We start from the raw sequence: 16,476 nt of genomic DNA, 5'->3' as shown, positions 1-16,476 counted from the left end.
GTTACCGAACTGCCGACCACCACCAGGTGCGGGCGCACGCCTGCCCGCAACAAGGGCAGGGCGGCGGCCAGGCAGTTGCTCACGCCCAGCAGGTTGGTGCGTACCACGCGTTCGACAAGCGCCGGGTCGAAGTGGCCGGGCTCCAGGTATTCACAAGTGCCTGCATTGAAGACCGCCATGTCCAGCCCACCCCAGGCTTGCTCGATGCGGGCGGCGATCTGTGCCACTTGTGCAGCGTCGGCAATGTCGCCCTCGGCCAACAGCACCTGCCCCGGATACCGCTCGGCCAACGGCAGCAGTGCCTGGCTGCGACGGCCACCCAACGCGACCTGGTGCCCTTGTTCCAGCAGCGCTTGCGCAAGGGCTGCGCCAAGGCCGCTGCTAGCGCCTGTCAACCAGCAGCGGCTCATGCCAGCCTGCCTTTGAGCCAGCGAATGGCCCCGCCCATCAGTGGAACGTGCTCATACAACAGCGCGCCTGCGTCGAAGAAATCCTGGTGAAAATGGACGCGGTCACGCCACTGCAGAAAACTGCAGCCTTGCACCGTTATCGGTGCCCCCCGTGCCAGCCGTGGGTGACGAAACTCGAGGGTCCAGCGCAGGTAACCCTGGCCAGGTAGCACCTCGTCCGCCGCGGCGAAGGCATAGCGGATATCGCGGGCATTGGCGTACAACTGGGCGAAATAGGCCTGCAGGGCATCGAGCCCGTGAATTTGATGCAGGGGGTCGCGGAAGACAACGTCTTCGCTGTACAGGGTGTTCAGTGAATCGAGGCTGTCCACGTCAAGGTGGGCAAAGCGTTCGGCGAACTGCTGCAGGTAAGCGGACATGCTCGGCTCCGGACAATCCTGTACAACACCCGATTGTTGTACAGGTATACTCGAAGCCTACGACAAAAATTGTACAAGTCAAAGTTTTTGTATAGCTATTTCAGCTTTCGCGTTGCGCCAACTGTTGCCGCAGTTCAGCGACCTCGGCTTCCAGCGCCTTGATCCGCGCCTCGGCCTCTACCTGCCGGGAAACATCGTGCTGAATGCCGATGTAGTAGGTCAGTTGATCCGCCTGGTTGAACACTGGGCTGATGGACAATTCGTTCCAGAACGGGCTGCCATCCTTGCGGTAGTTGCGCAGGACTTCCCGGCACGGCTTGCCGTCACGAATCGCCTCGCGGATGCGCTGTACGGCTTCCTGGTCATGGTCGGCGCCCTGCAAGAAGCGGCAGTCCTGGTACAGGATGTCCCTGGCCTGGTAGCCCGTCAGCCGTTCGAAAGCTGTGTTGGCATAGATGAGGATGCTGTCTTCGCCTTCCTGCTCGGCTACGACGATGCCGTCGTTGGATTGCTCGACCATCAGTTGCAGGAGTTTTGCAGTGATCATGTAGCGCTACCTACGCAAATGTCATGTTCAGTAAGCGCAGCGTAGCCTCTGTGCAGGGCTTCGCGCGCAGTTTGCTGCATGATGACCCAGTTCGGCACTGCGCAGAAGGTGTGTATCGGTTTAGAATGGGGCACTTCCCGGACGACCCGTGCAATGACTGATACTACTCAAGCCGACCTGCTGCCCATGCGCGATGTGGTCACCCTGACGGGCATCAACCCGGTGACCCTGCGCGCCTGGGAGCGGCGCCATGGCTTGCTCCGCCCGCAGCGCACCGACGGTGGTCACCGGCTGTACACGGCCGAGGACGTGCAGCGTATCCGCGACATTCTGCACTGGACCAACCATGGGCTGCCGATAAGCAAGGTCGGTGAGCGCCTCGCCGCCCAGCCGAAAGCCGCCATGCAGTCGGATTCGGCCTTTGCCGAATGGCGCGCAGCGCTGCTGCGTGCTACCCAGGCGTTCGATGCACAAGCGCTGGATGCGCTGCATGGCCAGTTGTTCACGTTGTTGCCCAAGGCGACGGTGCTGCGCGAAGTGTTGATGCCGGTCTGGCAGCAACTGGCCGCCGGGCGAGCCTTCGGCCAACGCAGCCAATGGGTGTTCTTCGATAATTTCTTGCGTGCGCGCCTACTGATGCGCCTGCAGATGAACCAGGCCAATGCGCCGCGCGTGATAATGGTGGGCACTGAAGGGCATGCTGAAGCGCAGTTGCTGTGCACCGGTCTGTTGCTGAGCAGTGAGCAACAGCGCATTGATGTGCTTGGCTGTGATCAGCCACTGGAAGAGCTGGCGCTGGTCTGCGCCGCCGTGCAGCCTGCAGCGTTGGTGATTGCCGTACAGGGCTCGGTGAGCGCAATACTGGCCCGCCAGCTGCGCGCCTTGCAGATGGATGTCGCGTGCCCGCTGGCGTTGGTCGGTGCGGACCTCGCCGGGTCACAATCGGTCTTGCAAGGCATCCCCTTGCGGCTGCTGGATGAACAGGGCGATGACCTTGCCGGGGTGCTGAGTGCCTTGCTGGCAGGCCGGTTGGAGCTTTGAGCACCCGCTGCATGACCGGGTGCGCAAAACTCACAGCATCAACGCTACCTCAGCCTGCCTTGGCTGACGCGGTTCATTCGCTCAGTGCTTTGATCAACTGATCGTTGAAGGCCGGGATATCGTCCGGCTTGCGGCTGCTGATCAGGTGGCCGTCTACCACCACCTTCTCATCCACCCACTCGCCCCCGGCGTTGCGGATATCGTCCTGCAAGGTCTGGTAGCTGGTCATCCGCTTGCCCTTTACCAGGCCCGCCGATATCAGCAGCCAGGCCCCGTGGCAGATCACTGCCAGGGGCTTGTTTGCCGCAGCGTGGCTTTTCACCAGCTTTTGCGCGCCCTCGATCAGGCGGATGGTATCGGAGTTCTGCACCCCGCCCGGCAACACAATGGCGTCGTACAGGTCCACCTGCGCGCTGTCGAAGGTGGCATCCACGGTAAACTCGTCAGCCGGTTTGTCATGGTTCCAGCCGCGTACCGTGCCGTCCTTTTCGCTCAGGATATCGACCACCGCGCCTTTTTGTTCCAGGGCTTCACGTGGGCCGGTCAACTCCACCTGTTCAAAACCGTCAGTCACCAGGAATGCCACGCGTTTGCCATTCAGTTTGTCGTACATCGTGATTCTCCGTTTTCGATAGGCCTGAGAAGGAGGCCATCTTCCCGCCGTGAAGTTCCAACGCGATTCACCGGCGGTGCTGGCTGATGACATCGCATCCATGTCCCCGAAACAAAACTGAACGCTGAGGTGCGGCCGCCAGTCGTACCGCTAACTTTCATGAAAAAGGATGTTGGCGATGAAGACGATGACTCGACTGTTCACTGGCCTGGCGCTGGCGACCGCGCTGGGCAGTACGGCGGCGTGGGCGGACCAGCCTGGTGCTGACTGGAAGGTGAGCAAAGACCAGGCGGAAGCGACGCTGAAGGGCGCTGGCTACACGCAAATCACCAAGATCGAGGCCGATGACGGCCATTGGGAAGGTGAGGGCATCAAAGCCGATGGCAAGCAGTACGAGTTCAAGGTCGATCCGCGCGACGGCAAGGTCGTCAAGGACGAACTGGATAACTGATCCAGAGCGGGTGTTGCTCACTGAGCGGCCCGTGCCTGGCGCACGGGTTTTTTTTGGGGCCGGTTCCTGCGCCGTTCTGTTGCGCAGTGGCCGGCCGCGCTCGACCGCCGATGCACCCGGACTGAACATCGCGCGCTCGAGGTGCTCTCACCCATAATGATTGAGCGAGGGCAGCGCCATGAGTATCGAACGTAGCATTCCCGAGCTGGCAGCGTGGTATGCGCAGTACGACGACGTCAGTTACCGCAGCGAATCGCCAGACGCCTACCACCATGAACTGCTGCGCACCGCCGAGGCACTGCGCGACGATGGCACACTCGACTGGGACGACTGGCTGGCGCTCAAGGCACTGGCCGACGAAGCCCATGTGCGAGCGCTGGAAGACGCAGTTCAGGCCCATGTGAATGACCCTGACGCATGAAAAACCTCCGCATCGCCACGTTCAACATCAATGGCATCAGCAGTCGCTTGCCTGCGTTGCTGGAGTGGTTGAAGCGCGAACGGCCCGACATCGCCTGCCTGCAGGAGTTGAAGGCCGCCGATCACAAGTTTCCGCGCCAGGAAATTGAAGCGGCAGGTTACGGCTGTGTTTATCAGGGCCAGCCCGCCTGGAACGGCGTGGCCATTCTGGCGCGTGACAGCGAGCCGCTGGAGGTGCGACGTGGCCTGCCAGGCATGGAGGACGACACACAGAGCCGTTACCTGGAAGCAGCGGCTCATGGGGTGCTGGTCGGGTGCTTGTATCTGCCCAACGGTAATCCGCAGCCTGGGCCGAAATTCGATTACAAGTTGCGCTGGTTCGAATGCCTGATCCAGCATGCGCAAACGCTGTATGCCAATGGGCACCCAGCGCTCCTGGCGGGTGATTTCAACGTGGTGCCCACGGACCTGGACATCTACGACACACGTTCCTGGCTCAAGGATGCCTTGTTGCAGCCAGAGTCCCGTGCCTGTTTCGAGCGTCTGCTGACGCAAGGTTGGACGGATGCCGTTCGCCACCTGTACCCGGACGAGCGCGTTTACACCTTCTGGGATTACTTCCGCAACCACTGGGCGCGTAACGCCGGGCTGCGCATCGACCACCTGCTGCTCAACCGCGAGCTCGCCCCTTACCTGAAAGGGGCGGGGGTAGATGCCTGGGTGCGCAATGAGGCCAAGGCCAGCGATCACGCCCCTGTGTGGGTCGAATTGGGCGGCCGCCGCCGCAATTGAGGCAACGGTCAAAGCGCTCTGCCTCGGTGGCTACCGGAACAGCCGAGGCCCATTCCGGTAGCGCAGTCACGTGGTGCGTTACTTCTTGCCCGGCAGCACCGAGCTGAGCACCTGTTTGGCGGCCTGCACGATGACCCCGGCCTGGTCAGGGTCGCCCTTGAGCAGGCTGCTGGCGAAGTTCTTGGCCTGCTCCAACTTAATGTGTGGGGGCAGGGGAGGCACATTCGGGTCGGTCTTGAACTCGATCAGCACAGGCCGGTCAGCCGCCAGCGCCCGCTCCCATGCGTCGGCGATATCCTCCTCCCGCTCCACGTAGATACCCTGCAGGCCGATGGAGATCGCGAATAGGTGATAAGGCACATCCGGAATTGACTGTGAAGCCTCGAACTTCGGATCGCCTTCCATGACCCGTTGTTCCCAGGTGACCTGGTTGAGGTCTTCGTTGTTGAACACCGCGCAGATCCACTGGGGGTTGTCCCATTGCTGCCAGTACTTGGCAACGGTAATCAGCTCGGCCAGGTTGCTCATCTGCATCGCGCCGTCACCTACCAGCGCGACCACGCCACGCTGCGGGTGGGCGAACTTGGCGGCGATGGCATAAGGTACCGCCGCGCCCATGCTCGCCAGGCCCCCTGACAACGAACACTGCATGCCTTGGCGCACCATGAGGTCGCGGGCATACCAGTTGGCGCAGGAACCCGAGTCGCTGGTGACAATGGCATGGTCGGGCAGGCGCGGGGAAAGTTCGTGAACGACCCGCTGCGGGTTGATGGGGTCTGCCTTGGCCATGGCCCGCTTGGCCAAGGTCTTGTCCCACTTGCCGCGCCAGCCTTCGACCTTGGCCCGCCAGCGCCGATCGGTCTTGTGCTCCAGTAGCGGCAGCAGGGCCTGCAGAGTTTCGCTGGCATCCCCCACCAGATTGACTTCCATCGGGTAGCGCAAGCTGAGCATGTCCGGCTGCAGGTCGATCTGCACGCCACGGGCCTGGCCTTCCTTGGGCATGAATTCGGCGTAGGGGAAGCCGGAACCGATCATCAGCAAAGTGTCGCATTCGTTCATCAGGTGCGCACTGGGCTCGGTGCCTAGCAGGCCTATCGCCCCGGTCACCCACGGCAAATCGTCGGGCAATACCGCCTTGCCCAACAGCGCCTTGGCCACGCCAGCACCCAGTGCTTCAGCCACCGCCATCACCTGTTCGCTGGCCTGCAGCGCGCCTGCCCCCACCAGTATCGCCACCTTGCGCCCCGCGTTCAGAACCTCGGCGGCGCGTTGCAGGTCGGCTGCGAAGGGCACTACCTTGGGCTTGCTGTAGCCAACGCCGGAGTGCACGGTGCCGTGGGCCCGCGGTGGGTCCTCATAGGGCAGGTCCTGCAAGTCGTTGGGAAGAATGACAGCGGTAACCCGGCGCTCGCCGACGGCAGTGCGTACCGCGCGGTCAAGCAGGTGCCGCACTTGCGCTGGGGTAGACGCCTGCTGGACGAAGGCCCCGGCAACGTCCTTGAACATCGACACCAGGTCCAGCTCCTGCTGATAGTGCCCGCCGAGCGCGGCGCGCGCCTGCTGGCCGACAATCGCCAGAACCGGCTGGTGATCCATGCGCGCGTCATACAAGCCCGTCAGCAGGTGCGAAGCGCCTGGGCCGGAAGTCGCGATGCACACGCCCAGTTCACCGGTGAACTTAGCGTGTGCACTGGCCATGAATGCGGCCATCTCCTCATGCCGTGCCTGCACGAACTGGATCTTGCCCTCAGCTCGCCTCAAGGCACCGAACACCCCGTTGATACCGTCCCCGGGGTAGCCAAAAATACGCCGCACACCCCATTGGTACAGACGCTCCACCAGAAAGTCACCTACCGTGCTGCTCATCATGTTCTCCCTAGGCGTGATCGATAGGGGTCTGGACTGAGCAGCAGGCGGTAAAGTTTCAAGTGAGTGCGCGCGGGCCACTCGAGTGGGCGCATACCGCGCTACAGCCGGCTGGCTCAACCACCGGCGCCGCTGCCACCTGCGCCAGATCCGCCACCCTGGCCAGTTCCGGTGCCGTTCCCCGTCCCCCCACTACCCGAGCCGTGGGTGGTGCCATCTCCGCCTGTTTTATCCGTGTCATTGCTGTCGGTACCGCCGGAGCCGGTGCCCATGCCATCGCTGGGTGTGCCGGACCCGGTAGCGCCGCCGTTGCCGTTCATGTGGCCGCTGTCATCCGTGTGGGTAGCAGGAGCACGCTGGTCATTCATGTCGGTGGCGGCCAGGGTCAGCGGCGCACTGGCTCCAAGGCATAGCGCCAACAACAGCGCGTGGGGCTTGAAAGTCTTCATGGTGAGTCTCCATCGAGGTTGATCACCTTTGTATGGCCTGATAAGCGCACCGTCCGTGCATTGCTGCCGACGGATGGCGCAACGCTGGGTTCAACCGTCGGACTGTTCCTCAGGCGGAACCTGGCCTTCCGGCCAATCGGGCGCCTGCTTCGGTGGCTCGGGTTCGGGTACCGGCTCGCCGGGGTTGTGGGGTATCTCGTCAACATAGGGGTCGGGATGAGAAGGGTCGATCATGCTGGTTCTCCGCTGGGTGAGTGAGCAAGGCGTTAGGCGGTGTCGCCACGTAGACCGTTCCATCCAATCTGCCCATGGGTACACAAACTGACGATTCGACGACGCTGTCGCTACGCCAGTGGAGCAATGCAAATCAAACTTTTACCAGCCTGCATGCTCTTCTGATTACACCTGACGCAGCTGAGGAGAAACTCATGAAACACACCGATGGCAAGACCGGCGACAAGGTTCCACGCCCCATTTCCTCGGAAGAGGCACAACGTGGCGAGCAGGTGCCTGGCCCTGTTTTGGAGAAACCCGACCCCAAGACCGAAACGGTAGACAAGGTGATTACGCCTACGTCGATCAAAGAGCAGGAAGCAGAGACCGAGGCCATCAAGCGGCAGTTGGCGCAGGTCGATGAAAAGGTGGGCAAAAGTTGAGCTGTTGATCGACTGAAGGATGACGGCCGTGAGCCAGGGTTGCGCGGCAGCCCTGGCTGAACGCAAACAGCCTATGGCTGCAGATGCGTAATGACTCAGCCCGCTTCCATGGCGGTGTTTTTCTTCCAGCCGCGCAAGTTCATGCAGCACAGGCATACCTGCAGAATGATCAGTGCCCAGGCTTGTGCCTGCCAGCCCCATATCGCCCACAGCACATTGCTGCCAATGAAGCAACAGAACCCCAGCTTACGCCTGCCGGGCCGGCGTGAGCCGATACACCATGCGGCCAACACTGTCAGGATCATGGCAGGCCATTCAAGCCAGTCGATCAAGTCGGTCATCAAAGCTACCCAAACACATGCATTTGATGGTGGGACCGCACTCCTTCTGGCGTGGTTCACACTACCTGACGGCCCGGGGCAGGCAGATTTATGGAACCTCTCAACCCGTGGGCTTGCCCATTCCATGACTCAAGTGCTCAACCATCCTGATGAAAAGGAGCAGTTCAATGCCCACCGCAGCAGGCAAGATCCGCTATGGCGTAGTGGCCGGTGGTTCGATTTCCCAAGGTGCGTTCATGCCCGGCATCGGCCAGACCGACAACTCGGTAATCACCGCACTGGTCACCGGCGATGCGCAGAAGGCTACTCACCTGGCCGCCCAATATGGGGTCAAAGCCTATGCCTACGAGGAGTATGCGACGCTGTTAAGCGCCGGTGAGGTGGACGCGGTGTATGTTGCTACACCTAATTTTCGCCATCGCGAGTTTGTGATCCCCGCACTGGAGGCCGGTATCCACGTGCTGCTGGAAAAGCCGATGGGCACCAGCGAGGCGGATTGCAAAGCGATGATCGAGGCGGCGAACCGCTCGGGGGCAAAGCTGATGATCGCCTACCGCTTGCACTGCGAGCCTGGCACGCTGGACATGATCGAGCGTGTGCATGCAGGCCATTTCGGCGACCCGCGGTTGTTTACCTCGACCTTCACCCAACGGGTCAAACCTGGCAACCACCGGGCACAGAACGGTTTTGCTGCCGGGCCGGTACCCGATATGGGCCCTTATCCGCTGAACATGGTCCGCCAGTTGTTCAATGCCGAACCGATCGAGGTCAGCGCAGTGGGGGTCCACTCGCCGGGCAGCACCCTGCAAACCTGGGACACGGTCACTGTCAGCCTGCGCTTTCCCGAGGAGCGGTTGGCGCAGTTCACCGTCAGCTACACGTTGCCAGACACGGAACGCTTCCAGCTGTTGGGTACAGAAGGCGAGATCGAAGCTTCGCCTTGCTTCGGCTACGGAGAAGGGGTCGCTATCAGTTACCGTGCCACGATCGGTGGCGAAACGCGGGTGCACGTCAACCCGATTGTCGACCAGTTTGCCGGGGAGACCGCTTACTTTTCCGATTGCATTTTGCGCAATGAAATGCCGGAACCTGACGGTGAGGAAGGCTGGCGCGACGTGCGGGTGGTGGCGGCAATCGAGCGCGCCTTGCTGACTGGCCAGCCACAACGCCTAGAGCTGTTGCCTGCGCGTGCGTTTGCCCGTCGGCGTGAGCAGCGCCGGGCCTTTGCGCTGGCAGAGGCGGCACCGATGATCAACACTGAATCGCCTACTGAATAAAGCCGGTGGCTGCGCGCCCGGGGAGGGCGCGCAGGCCAAGGTCATGCCGCTCGCTGTTCTTCCTTGAGCAGTTTCTTCTGCGCCTCCATGGCCAGCCCCATTTCCTCCAGCTCCTGCTTGCCCAAGAGCTTGAGGGCAGTGGGGAACAGTTCGCTTTCCTCCTCCTCGATATGGTGCTCGAGCAGCTCCTTCATCACTTTGACCCGGCCGGCGAACTCCACGGTGCCGGTTTCGGTGTGCAGCAAGTCAGGAATGACCAGCGAGTCGACAGTGCGGTGTTCCTCTTTGGCCTCGTAATACATCTTGGCCTCTTCCTTGCCGCCGGCCTGCTTGATCGCCGGGTACAGGATCTCTTCTTCCAGGGCCGTGTGGATGTCGACTGCCTGCTTGATCCGTGCGAGCAGCTCGGCACGCTTCTTGACCGCGCGCTCGGTGGTCGAGGACAGTTCTTCGAGCAGTTTCTTCACCAGCTGGTGGTCCTGGATCAACAGTTCAATTGCGTTCATGTGGTACCCCTCATAGGCGGGAAAAAGGTCACGGTCGCGAAGTGTTGAGCCAGCGGCAAGCGGCAAGGTTCAATGCGGTTGATCAGCGAACCGGCGTACTGAGCAGGGGAATGACCAAGTGGTCAAAAATTTCTGAATTTTCTAGCGTCGGTTCACTCCATTAGCCTGAATCGATGGAGGAGAGTCCAATGGCAGGGCAGCAGTTGTATGTGATCGAATATGAGCTTCACGGTGAATTTCGCACCTTCATCATCCGCCTGGAGCGTATGGACAACGCCGAGGCCTGGCACTGGGCGAGTTGTGATGCAGGCGTAGGAATTATTCCCCGCTTTGGCCAGCACACGATCAAGAAGGTCAGCCGCCCCATGGCTGAGCGCTATGGCATCGGGAATGTGCGCTGGCGCGCCTCGGGGGATGGCCCGGAGTTCGTTGCACAGCCCATTGATGTGAAGAAGTTCTCGAATGGCGTGCCGGGCAAAAGCTGATACCGCCTGCACGCCGCCTGCCGTTGATCCTGCTTTGGCAAGAGCCGCTGAACTTCGTCGGGGGCTACAGATTCATGTTACCGGCCCTCATTACCACCACGCAGCAGAGGATAAGCACCATGACAGCGTCAGAGAAGGACAAAGCCACCGAGCAGGCCGAAACCACCGGCGAGCAGGAGCGCGACAACGATGCCCAGCGCCCGGATGGCTCCGGGGGCACTTCGCATGACTCCACCGCCCAGAAGGAAGCGCGCGAGAAGGGTGAGCACGGCGCCTGAGGCTGGGCGTGCTTGCAACCGCCAGGGTTCATCAGATCTCACCTATCAGGAGCCGACCTGTGCCGCGCATCATAACCCCCACCACGCCGGAGCATGAGGTCAGCGCGCACAACGCCCATATGTTCGGCTCACCCAAGGAGCGGCTGGATTTCTATCGCGGTGAAATCCAGTATGAGACCAGTATTCTTGCCAACCGCACCGACGCCTACTTGGCCGCACAGTCATTTCTGGTCATCGCGTTCGTGTCATCGATGGGTAACCTCAACCAGAGCTGGGGCGAAATGTTCACCCTGGTGGTGCCGCCGTTTCTGGCCCTGCTTGGCATACTCAGCTCGCTCAATGCCTGGCCCGGTATCCGCGCGGCCTATCGCATCATCGAGCACTGGCAACTCAAACAGAGCCATTTGCTGCGCAGCGAGCCGTTGATGGGCCTGGCCTATGACGAGTCGCCTCTGTTCAGTGAGACGGAAACATCACAGGCCGGGCACCGTAAGTCGCTGTTGTTCTCGCTGCGTACACCGTGGATATTCCTGGTGTTCTGGCTGATCCTGGGTGCCTATGCGGTGTTCATCCAGCTGGCCTGAGCAACGCCGCCGGTAGCAGACCTCGCCTCAACGATGGCGTGGTAACCCTGTGCCAACGCTCGCGGCCAGGTTACTTGGCGCAGCACCTGGAACCAGTATGACCTTGCGGCAATCGTGGCTCTTCTGATCGAACATCTTGTAGGCGAAGGCCGCCTCCTCCAGGGCCATGCGATGGGTCACGATGAGTTCGGGTTGCAGGCGCCCGTTCTCGATGTAGGTGAGCAGTTCGGGCAGGAACTTCTGCACATGGGTCTGGCCCATCTTGAAGGTCAGGCCTTTGTCGAAGGCATCGCCGAACATGAACCCGTGTACGTACCCGGCGTATACCCCCGGCACACTGACGATGCCCCCGCGGCGTACGGCGGCAATGCTCTGGCGCAGCGCCTTGCCGTTACTGCCCTCGATTTTCAGCGCGGTCAACACCGCTTCGGCGGTACTGCCTTTGGCTTCGAAACCCACCGCGTCAATCACGGCATCTACCCCACGCATACCCGGGGTGAGGCGGATGATGCTGTCGGCCGGGTCGTCGTCGTCCTCGATATTGATCGGCACTACGCCATAGGTGTCGTGGGCGAAGGCCAGGCGGTGCTGGTTGGCATCGACCATGAAGATGGTCTGGGCGCCCAGCATCCGCGCACAGGCGGCACTCAGCAGCCCGACCGGCCCGGCACCGTAGATCGCCAGCGTCGAACCCTGGCCCACCTGGGCGTTGGTAACCGCCTGCCAGGCGGTGGGCAGGATATCGGAGAGGAACAACACCTTGTCGTCGGACAGTGCCGTCGGCACCTTGAACGGGCCGACATTGGCCTTCGGCACGCGCACATACTCGGCCTGGCCGCCGGGCACGCCACCGTAGAGGTGGCTGTAACCGAACAGGGCGGCGCCGGGTGGGATGCTTTTCTTGTTGACGATGGCGCCGCGGCCTCGGTTGGTGGTTTCGCAGGCGGCGAACTGGTCGAGCTGGCAGAAGAAGCAGCTACCACAGGCGATCACGAACGGGATCACAACGCGGTCACCGACCTGCAAGTGGGTAACCCCGCGCCCGGTTTCTTCGACGATGCCCATGAATTCGTGGCCGAAAATGTCGCCAGCTTCGGTCTCCGGGATCCTGCCGTGGTACAGGTGCAAGTCAGAACCGCAAATGGCTGTGGCGGTGACTCGCAAGATGACGTCGTCGTCGTGCTCGAGGATGGGATCCGGAACATTGTCGACGCGAACGTCCTGTGGCCCGTGGTAAGTCAGTGCTCTCATGGATACGACTCCTGCGGTGGCTGCTTTCAAGATGGTCCATGCCGGGGAACTCGGCAAGTCGGCAATGTTCAGAAACGGCAATTTATTGGCAAATTCGGTGGGCCACATGCGCCGGCAGCGCAGGCCCGGCAGCGCTGCTGTCTGCATTGAGCAATCTGCCCGCTGGCGTTGTCCAGATTGGACCTGCATCGGTAATGATCGAGGAGTTTTCCGTGAGCAGTAAAAAGGCCCGCGTCAGTAACCAGGCTTCAGGGGATATTTCCGAGCTGCCCCACGACATGTTCTTCGCGGCCGTGGAAACCACGCGGATGCCCATGATCGTCACCGATCCCAACCGTGACGATAACCCCATCATCTTCGCCAACCGGGCGTTCCTCGACATGACCGGCTATGAGCTGGCAGAGATCCTCGGGCGCAATTGCCGGTTCCTGCAAGGCCCGGAAACCGATACCGAGGTGGTCGCAACCTTGCGCGATAGCATTGAACAGCGTGTGGATATCGCCACGGAAATTCTCAATTACCGCAAGGATGGCTCCAGCTTCTGGAACGCGCTGTTCATCTCGCCGATCTTCAATGAGCGCGGCGACCTGATCTATCACTTTGCCTCGCAACTGGACGTCAGCCGCCGTCGCGATGCCGAGGACGCCTTGCGCCAGGCCCAGAAAATGGAGGCTCTGGGCCAACTCACCGGCGGTATCGCCCACGATTTCAACAACCTGTTGCAGGTGATGGGTGGGTACCTGGGGCTGATCGCCAATGAGGCTGACAAGACTCAGGTCGACCTCAATCGCATCCGCCGCAGTGTGGGGCACGCGCAGACGGCGGTGGAGCGCGCCAGCACGCTGACCAAGCAGTTGCTGGCCTTCGCCCGCAAGCAGAAACTGCATGGGCGCGTGCTCAACCTCAACCACCTGGTCGATGACCTGCGGCCCATGATGGAGCGGACCTTTGGCGCCGATGTTCTGGTGGAATTTGACTTCGAGGCCGACCTGCGCAATTGCCGCATCGACCCCACGCAGGCCGAAGTGGCACTGCTCAATATCTTCATGAACGCGCGCGACGCGCTGATAGGGCGCAAGCGCCCGCACGTTTTCATTGAAACCCGCAATGTGCTGGTCACCGACATCAACCATTCCTTCGACGGCCTTTTGCCCGGCAACTATGTCAGCCTGTCCGTGACCGACAATGGTATAGGCATGCCGGCCAGCATCCGTGACCGCGTCATGGACCCGTTTTTCACCACCAAGGAAGAGGGCAAGGGCTCGGGGCTGGGCCTGTCGATGGTCTACGGCTTCGCCAGGCAATCCGGGGGTGCTGCGCGCATCTACACCGAAGAGGGGGAAGGCACGACCCTGCGCCTGTACTTCCCCGTCGACGACGCCAAGGTCGTCCAGCAGCCCGCCGTGAAAACCGCCGAACGCAGTGGCGGCTCAGAGCGTATCCTCATCGTGGAAGACCGGCCGGATGTGGCAGAGCTGGCAAAAATGGTGCTCGAGGACTACGGCTACGCAGCCGACATGGTGCTCAATGCGCGGGAAGCGTTAAAGCTTATCCAGGCTGGCGAGCGCTACGACCTGTTGTTCACCGACCTGATCATGCCAGGCGGCATGAACGGCGTCATGCTTGCCCGGGAGGTGCGCAGGCTGCAACCGCAGATCAAGGTATTGCTCACGACTGGCTATGCTGAAAATTCGATCGAGCGCACCGACATCGGCGGCTCGGAGTTCGAGGTGATATCCAAGCCTTGCCAGCCCCATGACCTGGCACGGCGGGTCAGGCAGGTGCTGGATGGGCCTACCGGCGTCACCTGAGCCGCGGCCAGCGGCTGCACGACTGAGCAAGCCTTTCCAAGTTATTGAATTGTTTGCACCTGCTTGTGGTCCAACACTTGCGCTAGGGTCATAGGCTCTGTACATCTTCGTATACAGCCTGGTCCGTGACCTGTACCAGCGTCACATGTCGGTGAGCAGCGGCTGCCGACATTGCCAGGATTATGACGCTCCCACAGAGGTGGATCATGAATAAAGAGGGGGTTGCCGCACCGTCGGCATTGAATACCCGTTCTGAATTACTCTCTATTGCAGATGATTCCTCGGAAAAATTGCGACTTGTGCTGGAGGCAGCCGCTATCGTCGGTACCTGGGTCTGGGATATTCCCAACGATCGGGTCACTGCAGACGAGCGTTTCTCCCGTTCGTTCGGCATTCCTGCGCAGCAGTGTCAGGCCGGCATCCCCTTGGCTGAAGCGTTTTCGGCGATTTACCCCGATGACCGTGAGCGGGTGCATCAGGATATCCAGCGGGCAGTGGCCAACGGCGGCGCGTTTCGCTGTGAATACCGCGTGCGTAACGAGGAGGGTGTCTACCACTGGATCGAAGCCAACGGCCATGCCGAGCTGGACCATAGCGGGCGAGCCGTGCGGTTCCCGGGTGTGCTCATGGATATCGAAGCGCGCAGGGCCGCCGAAGCGGAACGCGATCGGGTCTCGGCCCTGTTGCGCACATTCACGGCCGCCGTGCCGGGCGTGGTCTACGCCAAGGATCTCGACGGCAGGATGCTGATTGCCAACCACGGCGCGACGCAGCTGATTGGCAAACCGCCCGAATTCTACCTGGGCAAGACCGACCTGGAGTTCCTGGAAGACAAGGACCAGGCGCGCCAGGTGATGGAAACGGATCGGCTGGTGATGGGCAGCGGCAAGACCGTGCAGGTTGAAGAGCGGGTCGACATGCCCGATGGCTCGGCAACCACTTGGTTGTCAGTCAAGGCCCCGCTGGTCGATGAAGCCGGGCAGATCATCGGCCTGATCGGCTCATCGATTGACGTTTCCGGGCGCAAGCAGGCGGAAGCTGAACTGCTGGAGCTGAACCGCACGCTGGAAAAGCGGGTCAGCGAAGCGGTTGCCGAGCGTGAGGCGGCGCAGGAGGCACTGCGCCAGGCGCAAAAAATGGAAGCCATCGGTCAGCTCACTGGAGGCATCGCCCACGATTTCAACAACCTGCTGGCAGGCATCATTGGCAGCCTTGACCTTGCCCGGATGCGCGGCAAGGCTGGGCGCACTGCAGACGTTGAGCGCTACCTCGAAGTCGCGCACCGGGCAGCGCAGAAGGCCGCAGCGTTGACTCACCGGTTACTGGCGTTTTCCCGTCGGCAGCCGTTGCTGCCCGTGCGCACCGATGTCAATGAGCTGGTCGAGGGTTTGAAGGACCTTATCAGCCGCACGGTCGGCCCGTCGATTGCCCTCAAGGTCAATCTGAACGCGCAGTTGGCCACGTGCCTGGTTGACCCGGTACAGGTCGAAAACTCCCTGTTGAACCTTTGCATCAATGCCCGCGATGCCCTGGCGCAGAAGCCTGGCACGATCACGATCGCCACGGCCAACCATACCTTGGAGGCAGGCCCTGGGCTGGATGCCGAACTGCAGCCAGGCGAGTACCTGACCATCAGCGTCACCGACAACGGCATGGGCATGTGTGCAGATACGCTCGCCAAGGCGTGCGAGCCGTTCTTCACCACCAAGTCGATAGGCGAAGGCACTGGGCTGGGCTTGTCGATGGTCTACGGTTTTGCCAAGCAATCGGGTGGCCAGGTAAGGATCAGTTCTGAGGAGGGGGTAGGCACGCGGGTTGAATTGTCCCTGCCGGCAGAGAGGGGCCAGCCGCAGCTGGCGGGCCGTGCAGCACTCGAGCATGGCCTGTGTGGCCGGTGGTCTGACCGTACTGTACTGGTCGTTGACGATGAACCCTCCGTGCGCCTGTTCGTCAGTGATGTGCTCGGCGGTTTGGGGTGTACGGTCATCGAGGCGGCTGATAGCCAGGCTGGCTTGCAGCTGTTGTCTTCCGACACACGCATCGATTTGCTGGTAACGGATGTCGGGCTGCCTGGCGGCATTGACGGTCTTCAGATGGCGTCGTCCAGCCGCCAGATTCGCAAGGCGCTGCCCGTTATCTTCATGACGGGTTTCACCAACCCGGCATTGTTCGAGCATGAGCTTCTGCGCGACCCATCGGCTTTACTGACCAAGCCATTCGCCGTAGACGAACTGGTGGCCAGGGTACATGCCATGCTGGGCGCGCAGCCCGAACGATAA

The 16,476-nt window shown here is 61.4% G+C and carries 21 protein-coding genes; 11 read left to right on the top strand and 10 right to left on the bottom strand.

The window, feature by feature from the left end; translation table 11 throughout:
- The 3 genes from APH30_RS06185 to APH30_RS06175 all read right to left on the bottom strand — a co-directional run.
- A partial coding sequence (locus APH30_RS06185) for an SDR family oxidoreductase (RefSeq protein ID WP_156326373.1) occupies positions 1 to 410 on the bottom strand: 410 nt, incomplete at its 3' end.
- Positions 407 to 829 carry a nuclear transport factor 2 family protein gene (locus APH30_RS06180; protein WP_029887149.1) on the bottom strand — a complete coding sequence of 141 codons (423 nt, stop codon included), beginning with the start codon at positions 827 to 829 and terminating at the stop codon, positions 407 to 409. The genes APH30_RS06180 and APH30_RS06185, both read right to left, overlap by 4 nt.
- Positions 830 to 929: 100 nt before the next feature.
- Complete coding sequence (locus APH30_RS06175; protein ID WP_054903840.1) at positions 930 to 1,376, bottom strand: PAS sensor domain-containing protein; 447 nt, start codon at positions 1,374 to 1,376, stop codon at positions 930 to 932.
- 153 nt (positions 1,377 to 1,529) lie between these two features.
- On the opposite strand from APH30_RS06175, the gene APH30_RS06170 reads away from it, so the two are divergent.
- A complete protein-coding gene (locus APH30_RS06170) occupies positions 1,530 to 2,417 on the top strand; it encodes a MerR family transcriptional regulator (RefSeq protein ID WP_054911975.1) in 888 nt (295 codons plus the stop codon).
- A 73-nt stretch (positions 2,418 to 2,490) separates the two neighbouring features.
- On the opposite strand, the gene APH30_RS06165 is transcribed toward APH30_RS06170, so the two are convergent.
- Positions 2,491 to 3,030: a type 1 glutamine amidotransferase domain-containing protein gene (locus APH30_RS06165; RefSeq protein WP_054911974.1), complete on the bottom strand. Its 540-nt coding sequence runs from the start codon at positions 3,028 to 3,030 to the stop codon at positions 2,491 to 2,493.
- Positions 3,031 to 3,208: 178 nt separating this feature from the next.
- On the opposite strand from APH30_RS06165, the gene APH30_RS06160 reads away from it, so the two are divergent.
- From APH30_RS06160 to xth, 3 genes are all read left to right on the top strand, one after another.
- Positions 3,209 to 3,481 (top strand): PepSY domain-containing protein, encoded by a 273-nt coding sequence (locus APH30_RS06160; protein ID WP_047149911.1) that lies wholly within the window; start codon positions 3,209 to 3,211, stop codon positions 3,479 to 3,481.
- Positions 3,482 to 3,659: 178 nt separating this feature from the next.
- Positions 3,660 to 3,902: a hypothetical protein gene (locus tag APH30_RS06155; RefSeq protein WP_009685528.1), complete on the top strand. Its 243-nt coding sequence runs from the start codon at positions 3,660 to 3,662 to the stop codon at positions 3,900 to 3,902.
- The gene (xth, locus tag APH30_RS06150; RefSeq protein WP_054911973.1) at positions 3,899 to 4,693 is read left to right on the top strand and encodes an exodeoxyribonuclease III; all 795 of its coding nucleotides are present in this window, start codon (positions 3,899 to 3,901) and stop codon (positions 4,691 to 4,693) included. The genes APH30_RS06155 and xth overlap by 4 nt, the downstream gene beginning before the upstream one ends.
- Positions 4,694 to 4,771: 78 nt before the next feature.
- Here the strand turns inward: xth and APH30_RS06145 are convergent, their stop codons facing one another.
- The 3 genes from APH30_RS06145 to APH30_RS28630 form a co-directional block, all read right to left on the bottom strand.
- Positions 4,772 to 6,559, bottom strand: a complete 1,788-nt coding sequence (locus APH30_RS06145; protein ID WP_054911972.1) for a thiamine pyrophosphate-requiring protein — start codon at positions 6,557 to 6,559, stop codon at positions 4,772 to 4,774.
- A gap of 116 nt (positions 6,560 to 6,675) precedes the next feature.
- The gene (locus tag APH30_RS06140; protein WP_054911971.1) at positions 6,676 to 7,008 is read right to left on the bottom strand and encodes a hypothetical protein; all 333 of its coding nucleotides are present in this window, start codon (positions 7,006 to 7,008) and stop codon (positions 6,676 to 6,678) included.
- Between the two features lie 90 nt (positions 7,009 to 7,098).
- Entirely contained in the window at positions 7,099 to 7,242 is a 144-nt protein-coding gene (locus tag APH30_RS28630; protein ID WP_156326371.1) for a hypothetical protein, read from the bottom strand.
- A gap of 194 nt (positions 7,243 to 7,436) precedes the next feature.
- Here APH30_RS28630 and APH30_RS06135 point away from each other — a divergent pair, with 194 nt between their 5' ends.
- Positions 7,437 to 7,664, top strand: a complete 228-nt coding sequence (locus tag APH30_RS06135) for a hypothetical protein (protein ID WP_054911970.1) — start codon at positions 7,437 to 7,439, stop codon at positions 7,662 to 7,664.
- A 95-nt stretch (positions 7,665 to 7,759) separates the two neighbouring features.
- Here APH30_RS06135 and APH30_RS06130 read toward each other — a convergent pair whose 3' ends face one another.
- Positions 7,760 to 8,005, bottom strand: a complete 246-nt coding sequence (locus tag APH30_RS06130) for a hypothetical protein (protein WP_054911969.1) — start codon at positions 8,003 to 8,005, stop codon at positions 7,760 to 7,762.
- 167 nt (positions 8,006 to 8,172) lie between these two features.
- On the opposite strand from APH30_RS06130, the gene APH30_RS06125 reads away from it, so the two are divergent.
- Complete coding sequence (locus APH30_RS06125) at positions 8,173 to 9,282, top strand: Gfo/Idh/MocA family protein (RefSeq protein WP_054911968.1); 1,110 nt, start codon at positions 8,173 to 8,175, stop codon at positions 9,280 to 9,282.
- A 41-nt stretch (positions 9,283 to 9,323) separates the two neighbouring features.
- Here APH30_RS06125 and APH30_RS06120 read toward each other — a convergent pair whose 3' ends face one another.
- Positions 9,324 to 9,788 (bottom strand): hemerythrin domain-containing protein, encoded by a 465-nt coding sequence (locus tag APH30_RS06120; protein ID WP_054911967.1) that lies wholly within the window; start codon positions 9,786 to 9,788, stop codon positions 9,324 to 9,326.
- A 188-nt stretch (positions 9,789 to 9,976) separates the two neighbouring features.
- On the opposite strand from APH30_RS06120, the gene APH30_RS06115 reads away from it, so the two are divergent.
- From APH30_RS06115 to APH30_RS06110, 3 genes are all read left to right on the top strand, one after another.
- Positions 9,977 to 10,273, top strand: a complete 297-nt coding sequence (locus APH30_RS06115; protein ID WP_054911966.1) for a DUF6555 family protein — start codon at positions 9,977 to 9,979, stop codon at positions 10,271 to 10,273.
- A 119-nt stretch (positions 10,274 to 10,392) separates the two neighbouring features.
- The gene (locus APH30_RS29010; RefSeq protein WP_009685520.1) at positions 10,393 to 10,551 is read left to right on the top strand and encodes a hypothetical protein; all 159 of its coding nucleotides are present in this window, start codon (positions 10,393 to 10,395) and stop codon (positions 10,549 to 10,551) included.
- Positions 10,552 to 10,610: 59 nt separating this feature from the next.
- Positions 10,611 to 11,135, top strand: coding sequence for a hypothetical protein (locus APH30_RS06110; RefSeq protein WP_029885623.1), 525 nt, complete (start codon positions 10,611 to 10,613; stop codon positions 11,133 to 11,135).
- A gap of 27 nt (positions 11,136 to 11,162) precedes the next feature.
- On the opposite strand, the gene APH30_RS06105 is transcribed toward APH30_RS06110, so the two are convergent.
- Positions 11,163 to 12,386: a zinc-dependent alcohol dehydrogenase gene (locus APH30_RS06105; protein ID WP_009685518.1), complete on the bottom strand. Its 1,224-nt coding sequence runs from the start codon at positions 12,384 to 12,386 to the stop codon at positions 11,163 to 11,165.
- A gap of 212 nt (positions 12,387 to 12,598) precedes the next feature.
- Here APH30_RS06105 and APH30_RS06100 point away from each other — a divergent pair, with 212 nt between their 5' ends.
- Both APH30_RS06100 and APH30_RS06095 read left to right on the top strand, forming a co-directional pair.
- Entirely contained in the window at positions 12,599 to 14,197 is a 1,599-nt protein-coding gene (locus tag APH30_RS06100) for a hybrid sensor histidine kinase/response regulator (RefSeq protein ID WP_054911976.1), read from the top strand.
- A 206-nt stretch (positions 14,198 to 14,403) separates the two neighbouring features.
- Positions 14,404 to 16,476 (top strand): PAS domain-containing sensor histidine kinase, encoded by a 2,073-nt coding sequence (locus tag APH30_RS06095; RefSeq protein ID WP_054911965.1) that lies wholly within the window; start codon positions 14,404 to 14,406, stop codon positions 16,474 to 16,476.

The sequence above is a fragment of the Pseudomonas sp. NBRC 111127 genome, assembly GCF_001320345.1.
In the GTDB taxonomy this organism is placed as follows: domain Bacteria; phylum Pseudomonadota; class Gammaproteobacteria; order Pseudomonadales; family Pseudomonadaceae; genus Aquipseudomonas; species Aquipseudomonas juntendi.
The sequence above is the reverse complement of the archived record's forward strand: the minus strand, read 5'-3'. Positions and strand labels throughout refer to the sequence as shown.

Bases quoted from the DNA above. Each gene is read 5' to 3' on its own strand.
- APH30_RS06120 (WP_054911967.1), bottom strand. From the start codon at position 9,788: ATGAACGCAATTGAACTGTTGATCCAGGACCACCAGCTGGTGAAGAAA.
- APH30_RS06105 (WP_009685518.1), bottom strand. From the start codon at position 12,386: ATGAGAGCACTGACTTACCACGGGCCACAGGACGTTCGCGTCGACAAT.
- APH30_RS06135 (WP_054911970.1), top strand. From the start codon at position 7,437: ATGAAACACACCGATGGCAAGACCGGCGACAAGGTTCCACGCCCCATT.
- APH30_RS06160 (WP_047149911.1), top strand. From the start codon at position 3,209: ATGAAGACGATGACTCGACTGTTCACTGGCCTGGCGCTGGCGACCGCG.
- APH30_RS06155 (WP_009685528.1), top strand. From the start codon at position 3,660: ATGAGTATCGAACGTAGCATTCCCGAGCTGGCAGCGTGGTATGCGCAG.
- APH30_RS06180 (WP_029887149.1), bottom strand. From the start codon at position 829: ATGTCCGCTTACCTGCAGCAGTTCGCCGAACGCTTTGCCCACCTTGAC.
- APH30_RS06130 (WP_054911969.1), bottom strand. From the start codon at position 8,005: ATGACCGACTTGATCGACTGGCTTGAATGGCCTGCCATGATCCTGACA.
- APH30_RS29010 (WP_009685520.1), top strand. From the start codon at position 10,393: ATGACAGCGTCAGAGAAGGACAAAGCCACCGAGCAGGCCGAAACCACC.
- APH30_RS06145 (WP_054911972.1), bottom strand. From the start codon at position 6,559: ATGAGCAGCACGGTAGGTGACTTTCTGGTGGAGCGTCTGTACCAATGG.
- APH30_RS06115 (WP_054911966.1), top strand. From the start codon at position 9,977: ATGGCAGGGCAGCAGTTGTATGTGATCGAATATGAGCTTCACGGTGAA.
- APH30_RS28630 (WP_156326371.1), bottom strand. From the start codon at position 7,242: ATGATCGACCCTTCTCATCCCGACCCCTATGTTGACGAGATACCCCAC.
- APH30_RS06095 (WP_054911965.1), top strand. From the start codon at position 14,404: ATGAATAAAGAGGGGGTTGCCGCACCGTCGGCATTGAATACCCGTTCT.
- APH30_RS06165 (WP_054911974.1), bottom strand. From the start codon at position 3,030: ATGTACGACAAACTGAATGGCAAACGCGTGGCATTCCTGGTGACTGAC.
- APH30_RS06140 (WP_054911971.1), bottom strand. From the start codon at position 7,008: ATGAAGACTTTCAAGCCCCACGCGCTGTTGTTGGCGCTATGCCTTGGA.
- APH30_RS06125 (WP_054911968.1), top strand. From the start codon at position 8,173: ATGCCCACCGCAGCAGGCAAGATCCGCTATGGCGTAGTGGCCGGTGGT.
- xth (WP_054911973.1), top strand. From the start codon at position 3,899: ATGAAAAACCTCCGCATCGCCACGTTCAACATCAATGGCATCAGCAGT.
- APH30_RS06170 (WP_054911975.1), top strand. From the start codon at position 1,530: ATGACTGATACTACTCAAGCCGACCTGCTGCCCATGCGCGATGTGGTC.
- APH30_RS06175 (WP_054903840.1), bottom strand. From the start codon at position 1,376: ATGATCACTGCAAAACTCCTGCAACTGATGGTCGAGCAATCCAACGAC.